At 66.1% G+C, this 16,175-nt stretch carries 14 protein-coding genes; 3 read left to right on the top strand and 11 right to left on the bottom strand.

The window, feature by feature from the left end:
- Positions 1-117 precede the first annotated feature (117 nt).
- The 5 genes from D9X30_RS14190 to D9X30_RS14170 all read right to left on the bottom strand — a co-directional run bounded on the left by D9X30_RS14190 (position 118) and on the right by D9X30_RS14170 (position 6,989).
- Positions 118-1,755, bottom strand: coding sequence for a methyl-accepting chemotaxis protein (locus D9X30_RS14190; RefSeq protein ID WP_153949799.1), 1,638 nt, complete (start codon positions 1,753-1,755; stop codon positions 118-120).
- Between the two features lie 83 nt (positions 1,756-1,838).
- The gene (locus tag D9X30_RS14185) at positions 1,839-2,327 is read right to left on the bottom strand and encodes a chemotaxis protein CheW (RefSeq protein WP_153949800.1); all 489 of its coding nucleotides are present in this window, start codon (positions 2,325-2,327) and stop codon (positions 1,839-1,841) included.
- Positions 2,328-2,501: 174 nt separating this feature from the next.
- Positions 2,502-2,885: a response regulator gene (locus tag D9X30_RS14180; RefSeq protein ID WP_153949801.1), complete on the bottom strand. Its 384-nt coding sequence runs from the start codon at positions 2,883-2,885 to the stop codon at positions 2,502-2,504.
- 177 nt (positions 2,886-3,062) lie between these two features.
- Complete coding sequence (locus D9X30_RS14175; RefSeq protein WP_153949802.1) at positions 3,063-5,042, bottom strand: putative bifunctional diguanylate cyclase/phosphodiesterase; 1,980 nt, start codon at positions 5,040-5,042, stop codon at positions 3,063-3,065.
- A 138-nt stretch (positions 5,043-5,180) separates the two neighbouring features.
- Positions 5,181-6,989: a methyl-accepting chemotaxis protein gene (locus D9X30_RS14170; protein WP_153949803.1), complete on the bottom strand. Its 1,809-nt coding sequence runs from the start codon at positions 6,987-6,989 to the stop codon at positions 5,181-5,183.
- A 555-nt stretch (positions 6,990-7,544) separates the two neighbouring features.
- Between D9X30_RS14170 and D9X30_RS14165 the strand changes: the two genes are divergently transcribed.
- On the top strand, positions 7,545-7,856 hold the full coding sequence (locus D9X30_RS14165; RefSeq protein ID WP_153949852.1) for an H-NS histone family protein: 312 nt from the start codon (positions 7,545-7,547) through the stop codon (positions 7,854-7,856).
- A 79-nt stretch (positions 7,857-7,935) separates the two neighbouring features.
- Here the strand turns inward: D9X30_RS14165 and galE are convergent, their stop codons facing one another.
- Positions 7,936-8,955 carry a UDP-glucose 4-epimerase GalE gene (galE, locus tag D9X30_RS14160; RefSeq protein ID WP_153949804.1) on the bottom strand — a complete coding sequence of 340 codons (1,020 nt, stop codon included), beginning with the start codon at positions 8,953-8,955 and terminating at the stop codon, positions 7,936-7,938.
- Positions 8,956-9,074: 119 nt separating this feature from the next.
- Positions 9,075-10,133, bottom strand: a complete 1,059-nt coding sequence (locus D9X30_RS14155) for a tyrosine-type recombinase/integrase (RefSeq protein WP_249640963.1) — start codon at positions 10,131-10,133, stop codon at positions 9,075-9,077.
- Positions 10,134-10,375: 242 nt separating this feature from the next.
- On the opposite strand from D9X30_RS14155, the gene D9X30_RS14150 reads away from it, so the two are divergent.
- Positions 10,376-11,365 (top strand): NAD(P)H-dependent flavin oxidoreductase, encoded by a 990-nt coding sequence (locus D9X30_RS14150; RefSeq protein WP_153949806.1) that lies wholly within the window; start codon positions 10,376-10,378, stop codon positions 11,363-11,365.
- A gap of 91 nt (positions 11,366-11,456) precedes the next feature.
- Here D9X30_RS14150 and D9X30_RS14145 read toward each other — a convergent pair whose 3' ends face one another.
- Positions 11,457-12,047, bottom strand: a complete 591-nt coding sequence (locus D9X30_RS14145) for a PadR family transcriptional regulator (protein ID WP_153949807.1) — start codon at positions 12,045-12,047, stop codon at positions 11,457-11,459.
- 341 nt (positions 12,048-12,388) lie between these two features.
- Here D9X30_RS14145 and D9X30_RS14140 point away from each other — a divergent pair, with 341 nt between their 5' ends.
- Entirely contained in the window at positions 12,389-12,604 is a 216-nt protein-coding gene (locus D9X30_RS14140; RefSeq protein ID WP_153949808.1) for a hypothetical protein, read from the top strand.
- Positions 12,605-12,846: 242 nt separating this feature from the next.
- On the opposite strand, the gene D9X30_RS14135 is transcribed toward D9X30_RS14140, so the two are convergent.
- The 3 genes from D9X30_RS14135 to pcaF all read right to left on the bottom strand — a co-directional run bounded on the left by D9X30_RS14135 (position 12,847) and on the right by pcaF (position 16,150).
- Positions 12,847-13,851, bottom strand: a complete 1,005-nt coding sequence (locus D9X30_RS14135; RefSeq protein ID WP_029051535.1) for a Bug family tripartite tricarboxylate transporter substrate binding protein — start codon at positions 13,849-13,851, stop codon at positions 12,847-12,849.
- A 109-nt stretch (positions 13,852-13,960) separates the two neighbouring features.
- Positions 13,961-14,692 carry an SDR family NAD(P)-dependent oxidoreductase gene (locus D9X30_RS14130; protein ID WP_153949809.1) on the bottom strand — a complete coding sequence of 244 codons (732 nt, stop codon included), beginning with the start codon at positions 14,690-14,692 and terminating at the stop codon, positions 13,961-13,963.
- Between the two features lie 255 nt (positions 14,693-14,947).
- Positions 14,948-16,150: a 3-oxoadipyl-CoA thiolase gene (gene pcaF / locus D9X30_RS14125; protein WP_153949810.1), complete on the bottom strand. Its 1,203-nt coding sequence runs from the start codon at positions 16,148-16,150 to the stop codon at positions 14,948-14,950.
- Between the last annotated feature and the right edge of the window lie 25 nt (positions 16,151-16,175).

Raw genomic sequence — 16,175 nt, 5'->3', positions numbered from 1 at the left:
TGTTGTCGCGGCCGCCTGCGTGGGCGGCTGCTCTACCCCGTTCCTGATGCCGCGTGTTTCGGCGCGGCCCTTTCTGGAATGGCCCCTGCCCTGCCGGGCGCGGACCGGCTCCCCACTTCAGCCCGCCGCCTCCGCCATCGTCTCCATCTGGCGCGGGCGCGCGGGCCGGACCTCGGCCTGGGTGCTCACGCGGAATGTGGAGATCGACTCGCGCAGGCGGTCGGCCTGTTCTTCGAGCGCGCCGGCCGCCGCAGCGGCCTGCTCTACCAATGCTGCGTTCTGTTGCGTGCTTTCATCCATCTGCGCCACGGCCTCGTTGACCTGCTCGATGCCTGCGCTCTGCTCGGCCGATGCCGAACTGATGTCGCCCATGATGTCGGTCACGCGTTTCACGGCCTGCACGATCTCGTCCATCGTCGCGCCGGCCTCGCTTACCTGCGCCGCGCCGTTTTCCACGCGCGACACCGTGTTGCCGATCAGGCCCTTGATTTCCTTGGCCGCGTTGGCGCTGCGCTGCGCCAGGCTGCGCACCTCGCCAGCCACCACGGCGAAGCCGCGGCCCTGCTCGCCGGCACGCGCCGCTTCCACGGCGGCGTTCAGCGCCAGGATGTTGGTCTGGAAGGCAATGCCCTCGATCACGCCGATGATGTCGACGATCTTGCGCGATGCCTCGTTGATCTCGTTCATTGTCTGCACCACGCGCCCCACGGCCTCGCCGCCGCGTACGGCCGTCTCCGACGCATTGGCGGCCAGCCCGGTGGCCTGGCGCGCGTTGTCGGCGTTCTGGCGGACCGTGCCGGTCAGCTGCTCCATGCTCGAAGCCGTTTCCTCCAGCGAGGCGGCCTGCTGTTCGGTGCGCTGCGACAGGTCGTTGTTGCCGGCGGCCACCTGGTGCGTGGCCGTCGAGATGCTGGTCATGCCTTCCTGGATGTCATGCACCACCGACAGCAGGCTGCGCTGCATCGTGCGCATGGCGCGCGCCAGCGCACCCACTTCGTCGCCGGCCTTGTGCTCGAACGTCGTGGTCAGGTCGCCGGCGCCCATGCGCAGCGCAAAGTCGAGCATCTCGCCCACCGGCTTTTCCACGCGGGAGATCAGCAGGGCGCCCGAAGCCATCGACGAGATCACGCCCAGCGCGAAAGTGCCCCAGAGCCACGGCCACAACGGGGCCGCGGCGTCCGCCGACATCCAGTGCACGCCAGCCAGCGCCACCAGGAACCATGCGAGCCCGGCCACCTGGGCCCAAAGAATGCGGCGGCGCAGGTTCATGCGGGTCAGGCGGCCGAAGAAGCCGGCCACGCCGGTCCGCACCACGGCCCCGTCGCGGATCGCCAGCCCGGCGGCGCGCTGCTCGCGAAACCGCTTGTAGGCAGCCTCGGCCGCGTCGATCTGCTCGCGCGACGCCATCGACCGCACCGACGTATAGCCGATGATGCGGCCGGCCACGCGCGTCGGCGTGACGGTTGCCTGCACCCAGTAGTGGTCGCCGTCCTTGCGGCGGTTCTTGACGATGCCGACCCACGACTTGCCGGCCTGGATCGACGTCCAGAGATCGGCAAACGCTTCCGGCGGCATGTCCGGATGGCGCACCAGGTTGTGCGGCGCGCCCAGCAGCTCCGCCGACGAGAAGCCGCTGGTCTCCACGAACGCCCGGTTTGCGAACGTGATGCGACCCTTGAGGTCGGTTCGGGAGATCAGGTAATCGTCCGGCGAGAGCGGATGCTCGCGCTGCGTGACAGGCTGGTTGTGGCGCATGGGTGCTCGAACTGCGTTGAAGGCTCCGGCACCGGCGCCCCCGCATTCGCGCGGGCGCTACGGGCCGCTTGTTACGGGGTGGGTCAGGCGGTGCCGGCCGCGGCGTCGAGCGCCGCGAGGTCGTCGACGTCCATCAGCTTCTCGATATCGGTCAGGATCAGCATGCGCCCCTCCAGCGAGCCAAGCCCGCGGATATAGTCGGTGGCCACGCCGCCGGACAGCGTCGGCGCCGGCTTGATCTGCGACGGGGTCAGCGTGAGCACGTCGGATACGCCGTCAACCACGATGCCCGTCGTGCGTTCATGGATATCGACGATGATCACCACCGTGTACTGGTCGTAGCTGATCTCGGCCTGGTTGAACTTGATGCGCAGGTCGATGATCGGGACGATGGTGCCGCGCAGGTTGACCACGCCCTTCAGGTAGTCAGGCGCGTTGGCGATCTGCGTGACCGATTCGTAGCCACGGATTTCCTGGACCTTGAGGATGTCGATGCCGTATTCCTCGCGGCCAAGCCGGAAGGCCAGGAATTCTTCTCCCGCGCCGTCCGCCCGGTTGTTGCTGGTATTCATGTTGCCCCCGCTGGCAAGGTTGGTCGTGGCCGAGGGATGACGTGCCCCTGGCTGCTGGCGACCCGAGGCGGTCTGCCGGCCCGCGGCCCAATGGGCCGGGCCGGACCACCTGCTATGGCCCTCCAGTATTTACGGCACGATGCGGGGTGAATTAAGGACGACTTGGCGCCCGGCTTACCCCTCCGTGGGAGGGTCCAGCAGCGCGTGGACGGAGGCCAGCAGGTCTTCCGGATCGAAGGGCTTGGCCAGGAATCCCGACGCGCCGGCCTCGCGGGCCTGGTCCAGGATGCGGTCGTCGTGCTCGGTCGAGAGCATCAGGATCGGAATCGACGCATAGGCCGGTGTGGCGCGCAGCGCGCGGATCAGCGACAGGCCGTCCATGACCGGCATCACCTGGTCGGTGACCAGCATGCCGAACTGCTCTTCCATGGCCACCTCGTGCGCCTCCTTGCCGTCGGCCGCCTCGGTCACCGTGAATCCGCCCGCGCGCAGGCAGGCGCCCGTCATGCGGCGCAGGGATGGCGAATCGTCGACGACGAGGATGTGCGGAAGGGACATCGGGGACTCCGTGTGGGTTGGTCCGCCAGTGGCAAGGCAGCGCGGCCGGCGACGGACAGGCCAGCTGGCTCGGGCGTGCGACATCCGGCATGCGCCACTGCCCTGTCACCTTCATAACGACACGCCAGGCACGCGCTTTAGCGTTATCGACAATTTTTCACGTTTCGCCACCGGCGCTCAGGCGCGCAGCGGGTGGGTGCCCTGCAGCTGTTCGGCGAACGCCGGAGCGTCGAGTGGCATGGCCATCAGGTAGCCCTGCACCTCGTCGCAGCCCATGCCGTCCAGGATGTCCAGCTGCGATGCCGACTCCACCCCTTCGGCCACCACCTTCATGCGCAGTTCGTGGGCCAGCGCCACCATCGACCCAACGATTGCCTGGCCCTGCGGGTCGGCGTCCAGCCCGCCGATCAGCGTGCGGTCGATCTTGAGCGTGCCCACGCGCAGCCGCTTCAGGTAGCCCAGGCTGGAGTAGCCGCTGCCGAAGTCGTCCAGCGCCACGTGGATGCCCAGCGACTGCAGCTCGGCCAGCGTCTCCATCGACTTGCCGATGTCCTTCATGGCCGCCGTCTCGGTAATTTCGAGCGTGATGGCCGACGGCGGAATGTCGTGCTGGTGGATCTGTTCGAGCAGGTACTGCGGGAAGTTGCGGCTGGCAAAGCGCAGCCCCGACACGTTGATCGCCACCGGCACCGTCGCCAGCCCGGCGTCCTGCCAGGCGCGCACCTGCGCGCAGACCGTCGAGATGACCCAGTCGTCGAGCTTGTCGATCTGGCCCGACTGCTCGGCCACCATGATGAATTCGGCAGGATTGACGGGGCCGAGCGTCGGATGCCGCCAGCGGCACAGCGCCTCGGCCCCCACCACGCCGCGCGACTTCACGTCGTATTTCGGCTGGTACATCAGCGACAGCGCGTCGTCCTGGATGGCCGGCCAGAGATCGCGGCGGATGACGCGCATGCGGCGCGCCCGCTCGCCGGCGGCGGAATTGAACACGCGCATCTGGTTCGACCCGCTTTCGCGCGCCTCCGACAGGCTGACACGCGCCGCCTGCATCAGCGATTCCGACGTGGCCGCATCGCGCGGATAGATCGCGATGCCGATGTTCACGCCAATCTGCATCTGCAGGCCGCGCGCGGCCACAAACTCGGACAGCGACCCCAGCACGCGCGCGCCCAGTTCGTGCGCCCGGCTGTGCTGCACCAGTTCGGGCACGCCCACCGCGAATTCATCGCGTGCCAGCCGGGCCAGGAAATGATGCGGTTCCAGCGCGGCCTGCGCCAGCGCGCCGGCATCCTGGGCCAGGATGTCGTCGGCGCGGACTTCGAAGACTTCGTCGACTTCACGGAAGTCGGCAATATGGATCAGCAGCACGGCGCAGGCGGTTTCCGACAGGCGGGCGTGCGCGATGGTCTGGTCGAGCCAGCGCGCGAAGGCGGTGCGGTCGGGCAGGTCTTCGTTGCTGACGCTGTATTCGCCGACGGGCGGCTGGTCGCGGCCCGCCGAGCGTACGGTCAGCCCGCCCATGCGACCGTGGCCGCGCCGCACCAGGCGCGGCTCGCCGGCACGCGCGGCAACCGGGAATTCGTCAGGGGCGTCGTCGGCCAGCGCCCCCTCGGCATAGGCCCCCGCCCACCGGCGCGACTGGAGGCGATGCATCGCATAGAGCGCGGAGCACAGCAGCGCCAGGCCGCCGGCCAGCCACGCCGACCCATGCGGGCCGGCCACGTCCAGGCAGTCGCGCGGGGACATCGACAGACCGCCGCAGGCCCGGCCCAGCCGTGCACCGGCCACCGCCACCATGCCGGCACCCGCCAGCATGGCCGTGACGATGGCAACCTGCCAGCCACGGCTGCCCTGGCGCACCCAGTGCCAGGCAGGGGCAATCAGGTGCGACGCGGCCATGCTTGCCGCCATCGTCGCGGCGAAGGTTGCCGCCGCGTCGGCGCCGCGATTGGCGGCCGTCAGCGTGCCCGAAGCCACCGCCACCCAGAGCGGCATGCCCGTGGTGGCCTGCGACAGGAGCGCAGCCGACCATGCCAGCGACCGGACAGCCTTGCGCCCCGGCTCGCCTTCCGGCTTGGCAGCGCGCATGCCTCGCGCGGCAACGACGCCGAGCGCGGCTGCAAGCAGCAACAGGAGGGTATTCGTGGCAATCATTGGGGCTGCGCGAAGGGAAACGGCAAGGGCGCGGGGAACACCGGGATGCGGGGCAGACAAAACCCCGCATCATGGCATCTTGCGCGCTCCGTGTGAACCTCGTGGCACTCAGTCCTGTTTATATCGGGCTCGAAACCATCAGAAGGCCGCCCAGTTGTCGTCCGGGTTCGACGCGCCGGCGGGCTGGCTCAGCGCGGGGCGCAACAGCTTGGGTTCGCGGGTCTTGCGCACCACGGGCGGACGCTCGGCGGCGGGACGCACCGGCGCACGTTCCGCAGCGCCGGCGACGGCGGTGGACCTGGCCGGCGCAGCCGGGGCAGCCACGGGCTTGGCCGGCGCCGGTGCGTGCGCGGGCCGTGACGGCGCTGCCAGCAGGCGCGGCGCGCCGCCGTCGGACGCCAGCGAGAACACCGACACCACGCTCTTGAGCTTCTGCGCCTGCTCTTCCAGCGCGCCCGCGGCGGCAGCGGCTTCCTCCACGAGTGCCGCGTTCTGCTGCGTGACCTGGTCCATCTGGGCCACGGCCTGGTTCACCTGCTCGATGCCGGTGGTCTGTTCCTGCGACGCGGCGCTGATCTCGTTCATGATGTCCGTGACGCGACGCACGGCCTGCACGATCTCGCCCATGGTGTTGCCGGCTTCGGCCACCAGCTTCGTGCCGCTTTCCACACGCTGGCCAGATTCGCTGATCAGCGATTCGATTTCCTTGGCGGCATTGGCGCTGCGCTGCGCCAGGCTGCGCACCTCGCCGGCCACCACGGCAAAGCCGCGACCCTGTTCACCCGCGCGGGCGGCTTCCACGGCGGCATTCAGCGCCAGGATATTGGTCTGGAAGGCGATGCCCTCGATCACGCCGATGATCTCGACCACCTTGCGCGATGCGCCGTTGATCTCGTTCATGGTGTCAACCACGCGGCCCACCACGTCGCCCCCCTTCATGGCGATCTGCGAGGCCTCGCCGGCCAGCACGCCAGCCTGGCGGGCGTTGTCGGCGTTCTGGCGTACCACCGTGGTCAGTTCTTCCATGCTGGCGGCGGTCTGCTCCAGCGAGGCCGCCTGCTCTTCGGTACGTTGCGACAGGTCGGTATTGCCGGCCGAAATCTGCTGGGTGGCCGAGGCGATCGAATCGGTGCCGGTACGCACTTCGGACACGATGCCCGACAGGCTGTCCTGCATCCGTGCCAGCGCCTGCATCATGCGGCCCACCTCGTTCTTCGACATGCTGCTGATGCGCGACGTCAGGTCGCCGGCGGCCATGCGTTCGAACACGGACAGCGCCTCTTCCACCGGACGCACGATGGCGCGGTGGAGCATCATGGCGGCCACCACGGCAATGACCAGGCCGAAGACGATCAGCAGGATCGACATCGTGCGGATCACTTCAAAGCGCGACTGGGCGGCCTCGAAGTTCGCCTTGCCCGCGTCCATCTGGAATTTCTCGAGCTTTTCGTGCGCGGACGACATGCTGCGCTGCAGTTCCGGCATGACCTCGCGCGCAATGCGCAGGGCTTCCTCGCGGTTTCCGGAGGTCAGCGCCTGCTGCCACCTGGCGACGCCCGCCTCGAAGAACTCCTGGCGCTTGGCAGCCAGCGCGGTGGCCAGCGCCTTTTCCTCGTCGTTCTGCGGCAGCGCCAAATAGCGTTTCCAGCCCTTTTCAGACGACTCGACAAAGAGCTTCGAGCGTTCGACGTGCTTGTTCATGTCCTCGCCCTCGCTGCCGGGCATGACGGTACGGTCCAGCGCCAGGCGCAGGCGCGTGGTGCCGATCATGGCATCGGCCAGCGCCTGGGATGAAGCCAGCTGGTTGGCATAGGTCTCCTTCAGCGCATCATTGGACTGGGAAATGCCATGCAATCCCGCTCCGCCCACAACCAGCAGGATGGCCGCCAGCGCAGCCATGGCGCCCCGTAAGAGGGTCTTGATCTGAATATTCTGATGAAAGGACATGATGTGCTGATCATTAGGAAATTACCCGAAGCCACTCCCTTGCCTCGGTCCGGCAGACCGACACCCCGTGCGGCCCGCTCACGACTCGATAACGGCCGGCGCCCAGCCTTCCTTGAGTTGCGCGGCAAATGGTTTTCGGGTATGGCGACTGACGCACTTTCAATCGCCTGCGTAAATGGCCCCTGCTGCACCACGAGGGGTAAGCCAGCGCACGCCGGCAAATAAATATTGCCGGCCAGGCCGGAATGGAGCGTTCGCTGAAACCCGCTTGCGCCGGACTGCAACTCCTATTTCCCGCATTAAGTTTTGATTCATGTTTCAGCGGCGATGCAAGATGGCCCGTGCACCGCGCGCTATCTACGGCGCCGGTGCATTCTGGCATCCTCGTGGCAGCACACGCCCGACTATCGCCCTTGTCATAAGTTCAGTAATTCTTCTTAATTGAGATTTTTCGTATTTTTTGGCGCGCAGCCGCAAAGCATTTGCAGCATGGCCGACAGTGGTTATAATGCTTTTCGTCTATTCACGGACCCACCAGTAAATCGAGGGATACAAATGGCGACATATCAGGAAATCGTTCAGAAAATCAGCGAACTGCAGCGGGAGGCCGAAGAGATCAAGGCGCGCGAGCAAGCGGCGGTGATCGCCGAGATTCGCGAGAAAATCGAACAATTTGGCCTGACCGCCGAAGATCTCGGATTTGGTGGCAAGGGCGTGGCCGGCAAGAAAGCCACTACCGCGCGCAAGGTCCCGGTCCGTTATCGCGATAGCGCCGGCAATACCTGGACCGGCCGCGGCAAGCGTCCGGGCTGGCTGACCCAGGCATTGGCCAATGGCAAGTCGATGGAAGACTTCCTGATTCGCTAAGCCGCAACGCCACACGCGCGCAAAGACGGCGCAAAGAAAAACCGGGCCATGGCCCGGTTTTTTTATTGGCTCGCCCCGATCAAGCCCCAAACCCCTGGGGATTCATCGACTGCCAGCGCCAGGAATCCTCGCACATGCGGTCCAGATCATGACGGGCCTGCCAGCCCAGCATCTGCTGCGCCAGCGCCGGATCGGCATAGCACGACGCAATGTCGCCCGGACGCCGGTCGACAATCTGGTAGGGCACGGCCCGCCCACTGGCACGTTCGTAGGCCTTCACTACCTCCAGGACGCTGTAGCCACGGCCCGTGCCCAGGTTGACGGTCATCCCGCGCGGATGCTGGCGAAGGTAGTTCAGCGCCGCCACGTGGCCATCGGCCAGGTCGCAGACGTGGATGTAGTCGCGCACCCCGGTGCCGTCAACGGTCGGGTAATCGCCACCGTAGACACTGAGCTTTTCGCGTCGTCCGCCGGCCACCTGGGCCACGTAAGGCATCAGGTTGTTCGGAATACCGCCCGGATCTTCGCCAATCAGCCCGCTTTCATGGGCCCCGACCGGATTGAAATACCGCAGAAAAGCGATGCGCCATTCGGGATCGGATTTTTCCAGATCGCGCAGGATCTGTTCGCCCATCAATTTGGTCTGCCCGTACGGATTGGTCGCCGATAGCGGGAAATCCTCGAGAATCGGCACCGTATGCGGATTGCCATAGACCGTGGCCGACGAACTGAACACCAGTTGCCGCACACCAGCCGCCTGCATGGCGCTGCATAGCGTGATCATGCCTTCGAGGTTGTTTCCGTAATATTCAAGCGGCTTGCTGACCGATTCACCCACTGCCTTCAGCGCCGCAAAATGAATCGCCCCCGCAATCTCGTGCTCGGCAAACAGGCGGTCCAGCAACGCGCGGTCACGCACATCGCCTTCGACGAAATGGGGTGTAGTCCCGGTAATGCGGGCCAGCCGGTTGATCACCTCGCGGCTGCTGTTACACAGATTATCGAGTCCGATCACTTGATAGCCCGCCTCATGCAACGACACCCAGGTGTGCGAGGCGATATATCCGGTTGCGCCGGTCAGCAGTAACGTTTCAGCCATGGAAATTGTCAGTTCGGTAAGTGTTTCAGGACGCTGGCCGAATCCCGGTCGGGATTCGCAGGTCGAATCGAGATCTTATCCCGTCCATTTTACGGCCGCCTCGTACATTCGAATGATTGTCAGGATTCGCGGGCGCGCGCCGCCTGCGGTGTCATCAGCGGCAACCCCGCGCGTGCCTGCCACGCCTCGTAGGCGGCGTGCAGTCGCCAGCCTGATTCGAGATCTCGCATGCCCAGCAGCTGGGCCACGGCAGCCGGGGTGGTACCGGCGTCGAAATGCATCGCACCACACGTATTGCGCAGCGTCTGGGGCGACGCCCGCTCGCTGCGGCCAGCCAGCACCCCGGCCTCCTCCAGCAGGATTTCAATACGGCGATAGATCGACGCCGCATGCATCGGCCGTCCATTGGCCATGGCCGGGAATACCAGGTCGCCCAGCGATTCCGCCGCCTGACGCACCGCCAGCCAGCGGCGCAGCGGCGCATGGGCAAAGGCGAACAGCGGCACCATATAAGTCCGTCCGTTATCGGCGCGAACCATGCGGATGGCCATGGCACCGTCGTCGATGCCGTCGATGGCTTCCAGGCGCAACGCGCGCACCTCGGCCACCTTCAGGCCGCCGCCCAGCAACACGGCAAGCAGCGCCACGTCCCGGGCGCGCTTCCATGCCGTGGGCGACATCTCGCCCGTGGAATCCTTGCCGGCCGGCAATTCGGGCTCTGGGGCCAGGATACGGGCGACGAGCAGGTCGCGCTCACCCGGCAACAGAAAGGCCGTGGGATCGTTCTCGCCGTCGGCCAGATGCGCCCTGACCGCCTGACTGGCCGGATTGTGCAAATTTTGTTGCAGTGTGGCCAGGTGATGAAAGATGCGCTCTATTAATCTCGCATATCGATAGCGGTGGCGCTTGTGCAGATGCTGGGCATCGAGAAAGGCGCCGATCTGGGCGGCCGACCATTTCAGTGGCGGCAGACCCTGCTCCGCGGACCAGCGCAACAGCTTGCCCCACATCGCGCGGTACACGATGGCCGTACCGGGGCGAAAGCCATGCCGGGCCAGCCAGCCGTCGAACGCACGTTCGGGCTGCCGATACCAGGCGGCAAGGTCGGCATCGAACAGGTCGTCAGACACCGGCTGCGCCCCGCCGGCGGGGCCGGCGTCGATCGCGGGGTGGGTCACCACTTCATCTCCTGCATGGCACATAAGGCAATGGGGCCATTGTAGACAATGCGCCACTGGACGCTGCGGCGATGCCGCAAATAGTCTCTGCAACCAGTTGCACGTGGCCCGGCGAACGTGATACCTTGCGATTCATCATGCAACTGGTTGCATAGCAAGTCCGATTGCCTGATCGCCTGCCTGCCTCGCCGCGTCGATGGCATGTGCTCCACGATTTGCCGCCCTCCTCCGAAGGAACTGTCATGGCCATTCCCGCCCTGCTGCAAAACCTGTCGCTGCCGGCCGTCTGCTCGCCGCTGTTCATCATTTCCAATCCCGACCTGGTCATCGCGCAATGCAAGGCCGGCGTGGTGGGCTCGTTCCCTGCGCTCAACGCGCGCCCGGCCGAGAAGCTGGAGGAATGGCTCGACCGCATCACGACCGAGCTGGCCGAGCACGACGCAAAGCACCCCGACCGTCCCGCCGCCCCGTTCGCGGTCAACCAGATCGTGCACAAGTCCAACGACCGGCTCGAACACGACCTGGAAATGTGCGTGCGCTACAAGGTGCCCATCGTCATTACGTCGCTGGGCGCCCGCGCGGAAGTCAACGAGGCCGTGCATTCGTACGGCGGCATCGTGCTGCATGACGTGATCAACAATACCTTTGCCCGCAAGGCGATCGACAAGGGTGCCGACGGCCTGATCGCCGTGGCGGCCGGCGCGGGCGGCCATGCCGGCACGCTGTCGCCGTTTGCGCTGTTGCACGAAATCCGCGAATGGTTCGATGGCCCGCTGCTGCTGTCCGGCGCCATCGCCAGCGGTGACGCCGTGCTGGCCGCCCAGGCCGCCGGCGCAGACCTGGCCTATATCGGCTCGGCCTTCATTGCCACGCTGGAAGCCAATGCCCAGGACGCTTACAAGCAGATGATCGTCGACAGCAACGCCGACGACATCGTCTATTCGAACCTGTTCACGGGCGTGCACGGGAATTACCTGCGCGAAAGCATCGTGCGCTCGGGCCTGGACCCGGAAGCACTGCCGACGTCGGATGCCACGGCCATGAACTTCGGCTCGACCCGGGTCAAGCCGTGGAAGGACATCTGGGGCGCCGGTCAGGGCGTGGGCGCCATCAAGCGCGTGGTACCGGCAGCCGAACTGGTGCGCCGTTTCGTGGAAGAGTACGCACTGGCACGCCGCCGCCTGGGCCTGGCGCCCGCGGAAGCCGCCGCGCATGCGGCCAGCGTCGCCTGATTTGGCGTTTTTCTGATGTATTGCTGATGTCTTCCTTTCCCGCCCCGGTGCAGCCCGGCGGGAAAGGGGATTGGCAGCCGGTGCTCCGCCGTTAGCCTTCGCCGGGTATTTCCAGCAGCGGCATCAAGTCGCGCCCCCACTTCACCCAGTCCTCCTGGAACCGGATGCCTCGCCGCAGCAGCGCATACTGGATTTGCTGGCGCCGATCGAGCGTGCCGCCGAAATCCTTGCGTTCGATATCGCGGTAGAGCGCCAGGCGATCCTCGTGCAGGGCGATCAGGCGCCGCATTTCCTCGTCCAGCCCGAGCGGCCCGATTGCAGCATCTGCACGTAGCTTGACCAGAATTTCCTCACGCTGGTCCAGCCCCGCACCGGGCGACAGCACCCATCGCACCAGTTCGTCGCGGCCGGACGGCAGCACGTAGTACACCTTCTTGCGATTCTTTTTCTCCGCCGGCGCCCCGTGCGGTGCGCTGGCCGGAGTGGCCGGGGTTGCCTGATCCTTGCCGCCGTCTTCGGCCGCAATCCAGCCCATTTCGGCCATCCGCCCCAGTTCGCGGTAAATCTGCTGGTGCGTGGCGTGCCAGAAATAGCCGATGGACTTGTCGAAACGGCGCGCCAGGTCGTAACCCGACGACGGCTTTTCAATCAGGGAAATCAGGAGCGCGTGCTGGGTGGACATTCGCCGTGCAAGTGGTGGCCCGGGGTTGGCATGAAGGTTGCTGCCTTGAGCCGGGAATGTTCAGGGTGGCGCTATGGTAGCGCGCAAGTCGGGGCGCGTCATGCCGTTAACCCTTGCAACGCCTGTCGGGCGGCGCCGGCGCGGGACCACCATCCTGATATCGACAGCCCAACAGATTCCTAAATATGACAATTTAGGCAATTATCCTGAAACTGATGTAAAAAAATCGAAATGGCTTTTCGCGACCGCCTGCAATACATTCCAGACATTGCCACCCGCATGCGCGCGCCTTTTCCTTGCCGGCCCAACGTTCAGCGCCATGCGTCTCCTGGGAGTCGTCGATGAACGCAAGACCGGAAATCACCGAAGGCACGGCAGCGGGCGAGTCCTCGGTGTCCGTCAGCGCCGCGCGCGCACGTGCCGGAACGGCACCGATCTACTACCGGCTGCCCGATACCCCGGACGGCCACCATATCAAGGAATACGCCAGCGGCCTGCGCCAGCTGGTGCGCTTCGTCGGTGTCGAGGAACAGGTCGTCAAGTACAGCCTGACCTGATTGCCTGCAAGCGGCCAGGGTCCGCCTGGCCGCACGCCGAAGCCGCAGCTTGTCTCCTCCTGTCCTCACGGACCTGGGATTTGCGCCCGCGACAACCTTGCGGGCGTTTTCTTTGGTCCGCGTCTTTTGGCACGCGTCTTTTGGCGCGGGCAATAAAAAACCGGCCGCCGGGCAGGCGCCCGGGGCCGGTTCGAGTACTGCCGTACTGCTTGCCTGCGTGCTACCGACGCAGGCTCAGGCGATCAGTCCACCGTCGCGCCCGAAGCCTTCACCACCTTGGCCCACTTGGCGGTTTCCGACTTCATGAAGGCGGCCAGCTGGGCCGGCTTCTCCGGGTTCGGCTCGGCGCCTTGCTCGGCCATCTGCTTCTTCACTTCCGGCATGGCCAGGATCTTGACCACTTCGGCGTTCAGGCGATCGACGATCGGCTGCGGCGTGCCGCCGGTGGCGTACAGCGCGAACCACGACGTGGCTTCATAGCCCGGCACCCCGGCTTCGGCCACGGTCGGCACGTCCGGCAGTGCCGGCGAACGCTTGCCCGAGGTCACGGCGATGGCGCGCAGCTTGCCGGCCTTCACGTGCGGGTACGACGAGGGCATGTTGTCGAACATCAGGCCGATCTGGTTGCCCAGCAGGTCGTTCACGGCCGGGGCGCTGCCCTTGTACGGAATGTGCTGGATATGCAGGCCGGTCATCGAGTTGAACAGTTCGCCCGACAGGTGCATCGACGAACCGCTACCCGACGAACCGTACGACAGCTTGTCCGGGTTGGCCTTCACGTAGGCAATCAGTTCCTTGATGTTGTGAACCGGCACCTTCGGGTTGACCACGACGATGTTCGGCACCATGGCCACGCGCGTGATCGGCGCGAAATCCTTGACCGGGTCGTACGGCAGCTTCGAGTACAGCGACTGGTTGATCGCGTGCGTGCCGATCGTGCCCATGAACAGCGTGTAGCCGTCGCCCGGGGCCTTGGCAGCCAGCGACGCGCCGATGTTGCCGCCCGCGCCCGGACGGTTGTCCACCACCACCGGCTGACCCAGCGCCTTGCCCAGTTGCAGGCTGACGATACGGGCCAGGATGTCGGTGGTGCCACCGGCCGAGAACGGCACGATCATCGTGATCGGCTTGGTCGGGTAGTTGCCCTGCGCCTGCGCGCCGGTCATGACGGCAAAGCCGGCGGCCATTGCGACGCCAGCGGCCAGCAGGCGTCTGCGCGCCTTCGAGGTTTGATTGGTGATGCTCATCTTGTGCTCCAGGAATTGATGCACACCGGCGGACGAACCTTGTGAGCGGCCGCAGGCGCAATGCTTGTGTATCGCTATTCCACCCCGTGCCTTGGGGCGGGCAACTTTCTTATACGGGTGCCACCCCCAGCGTGGTTCCGCCGCAGACGTACAGCACTTGTCCCGTCACGAAACCATTCTCGGGGGCGAGGAAGAACAGCGAGGCACGCGCCACGTCTTCCGGCGTTCCCATTCTCTTCACGGCGATGCTTGCCAGGATGCGCCGTGTCTGTTCGCTGCCCTCCGGATTGCTCTTTCGGAACAGCTCGGTGGCGATGGGACCCGGTGCCACGGCGTTGACGGTGATGCCGTCGCCGCCCAGCTCCATCGCCAGCGTTCGGGTCATGCCAACCAGCCCCGCCTTGGCCGCGGAATACACCACGCGCTCGGGCTTGCCCAGCGCCGCGCGCGAGGCCATGTTGACGATACGCCCAAAGCCGGCCGCGCGCATGGCGGGCAGGCAGGCCTGGGTCAGCAGCATCGTGGCCTGCAGCGTCAGGCCGACGACGTAATCGAGATCAGCGGCGGTGGCCGTGTCGGCCGTGCCGGGACGCGTGGCGCCGGCGTTGTTGACAAGCCGGGTCACCGCGAACTGCGAGGTCACCGTCTCCGCCACCGCGCGCGTGGCGTCGGCGTCGGTCAGGTCGGCCTGGAAAAAGGTCAGGTTCGGATGCGACCACGTCGGCTCTGCATAGTCGACATTGATCACACGGGTCACACCATCGGCGAGCAGCATTTCTGCAATCGCACGGCCAATGCCGGAACTGGCGCCGGTGACGAGCGTGGCAACGGGAAGGGACATCTCAGAACTCCGCACCGGCACACATGAGCCGGGTCAGTCAGAAAAAGATGCGGCAAGACCGGCGAGCCCGTCGGCCTGGCCGCAATGCTCTACCTCGTTGGGGAAGAGACACCACTGAAACTTCCCACCTGTATTAACGGCGGGAAGCGAGGGGAATTAAGCGGATGATGAACTGGTCGGTTGCCCCATGTTTGCTAGCCTCTCCCGCAAGGCGGGAGAGGGGCGCGCACAACGACGGCACTCAGTCCTGAACCATCAAACCCGCTCGATCACCATGGCGATACCCTGGCCCACGCCGATGCACATCGTGCACAGCGCGAAACGGCCGCCGGTACGCTCCAGCTGGTACAGCGCCGTCGTCACCAGGCGCGCGCCGCTCATGCCCAGCGGGTGGCCCAGGGCGATCGCGCCGCCGTTCGGGTTCACGCGCTTGTCGTCGTCGGCAATGCCCAGCTGACGCAGCACAGCCAGGCCTTGCGCGGCAAACGCTTCGTTCAGTTCGATCACGTCGATCTGGTCCAGCGACATGCCCAGCTGCTTCATCAGCTTCTGGGTGGCCGGTGCCGGGCCGATACCCATCACGCGCGGTGCCACGCCGGCCGTGGCCATGCCGACGATGCGGGCACGCGGCTTCAGGTTGTGCTGCTTCAGGCCCGCTTCGCTGGCCAGCAGGATGGCGCAGGCGCCATCGTTCACGCCCGAGGCATTACCGGCGGTCACGGTGCCGTCCGGGCGCACCACGCCGCGCAGCTTGGCCAGCGCCTCCATGCTGGTGGCGCGCGGGTGCTCGTCGCGGTCGACCACGATCGGGTCGCCCTTCTTTTGCGGAATCGTGACGGCGGTGATTTCCTGGGCCAGCGTGCCGTCGGCCTGGGCGCGCGACGCCTTTTCCTGGCTGCGCAGCGCCATCAGGTCCTGGTCTTCGCGGCTGATCTTGTAGTCCGTGGCCACGTTCTCGGCGGTCTCGGGCATCGAGTCCACGCCGTAGGCGGCACGCATCGCCGGGTTGATGAAGCGCCAGCCGATGGTGGTGTCGAAGATCTCGGCCTGGCGCGAGAACGCCGACGTGGCCTTGCCCATCACGAACGGGGCGCGGCTCATGCTTTCCACGCCGCCCGAGATCATCAGGTTGGTTTCGCCCGACTTGATGGCGCGCGCGGCAGTGCCGGTGGCGTCCATGCCCGAGCCGCACAGGCGGTTGATCGTCGAACCCGGCACGGCCTCCGGCAGTCCGGCCAGCAGTGCCGACATGCGCGCCACGTTGCGGTTGTCTTCACCCGCCTGGTTGGCGTTGCCGTAGATCACGTCGTCGATGGCCGACCAGTCCAGGCCGGCGTTGCGTGCCATCAGTGCCTTCAGGGGCACCGCGCCGAGGTCGTCCGCGCGCACGCCGGACAGGCTGCCGCCGCAACGGCCGATGGGGGTACGGATGGCGTCAACGATAAATGCGTCGCTCATGTTCTGTCTCGCTCGGTTTTGGTGG

The sequence above is a fragment of the Cupriavidus sp. U2 genome (assembly GCF_009663685.2).
GTDB lineage: Bacteria > Pseudomonadota > Gammaproteobacteria > Burkholderiales > Burkholderiaceae > Cupriavidus > Cupriavidus necator_C.
The sequence above is the reverse complement of the archived record's forward strand: the minus strand, read 5'-3'. Positions and strand labels throughout refer to the sequence as shown.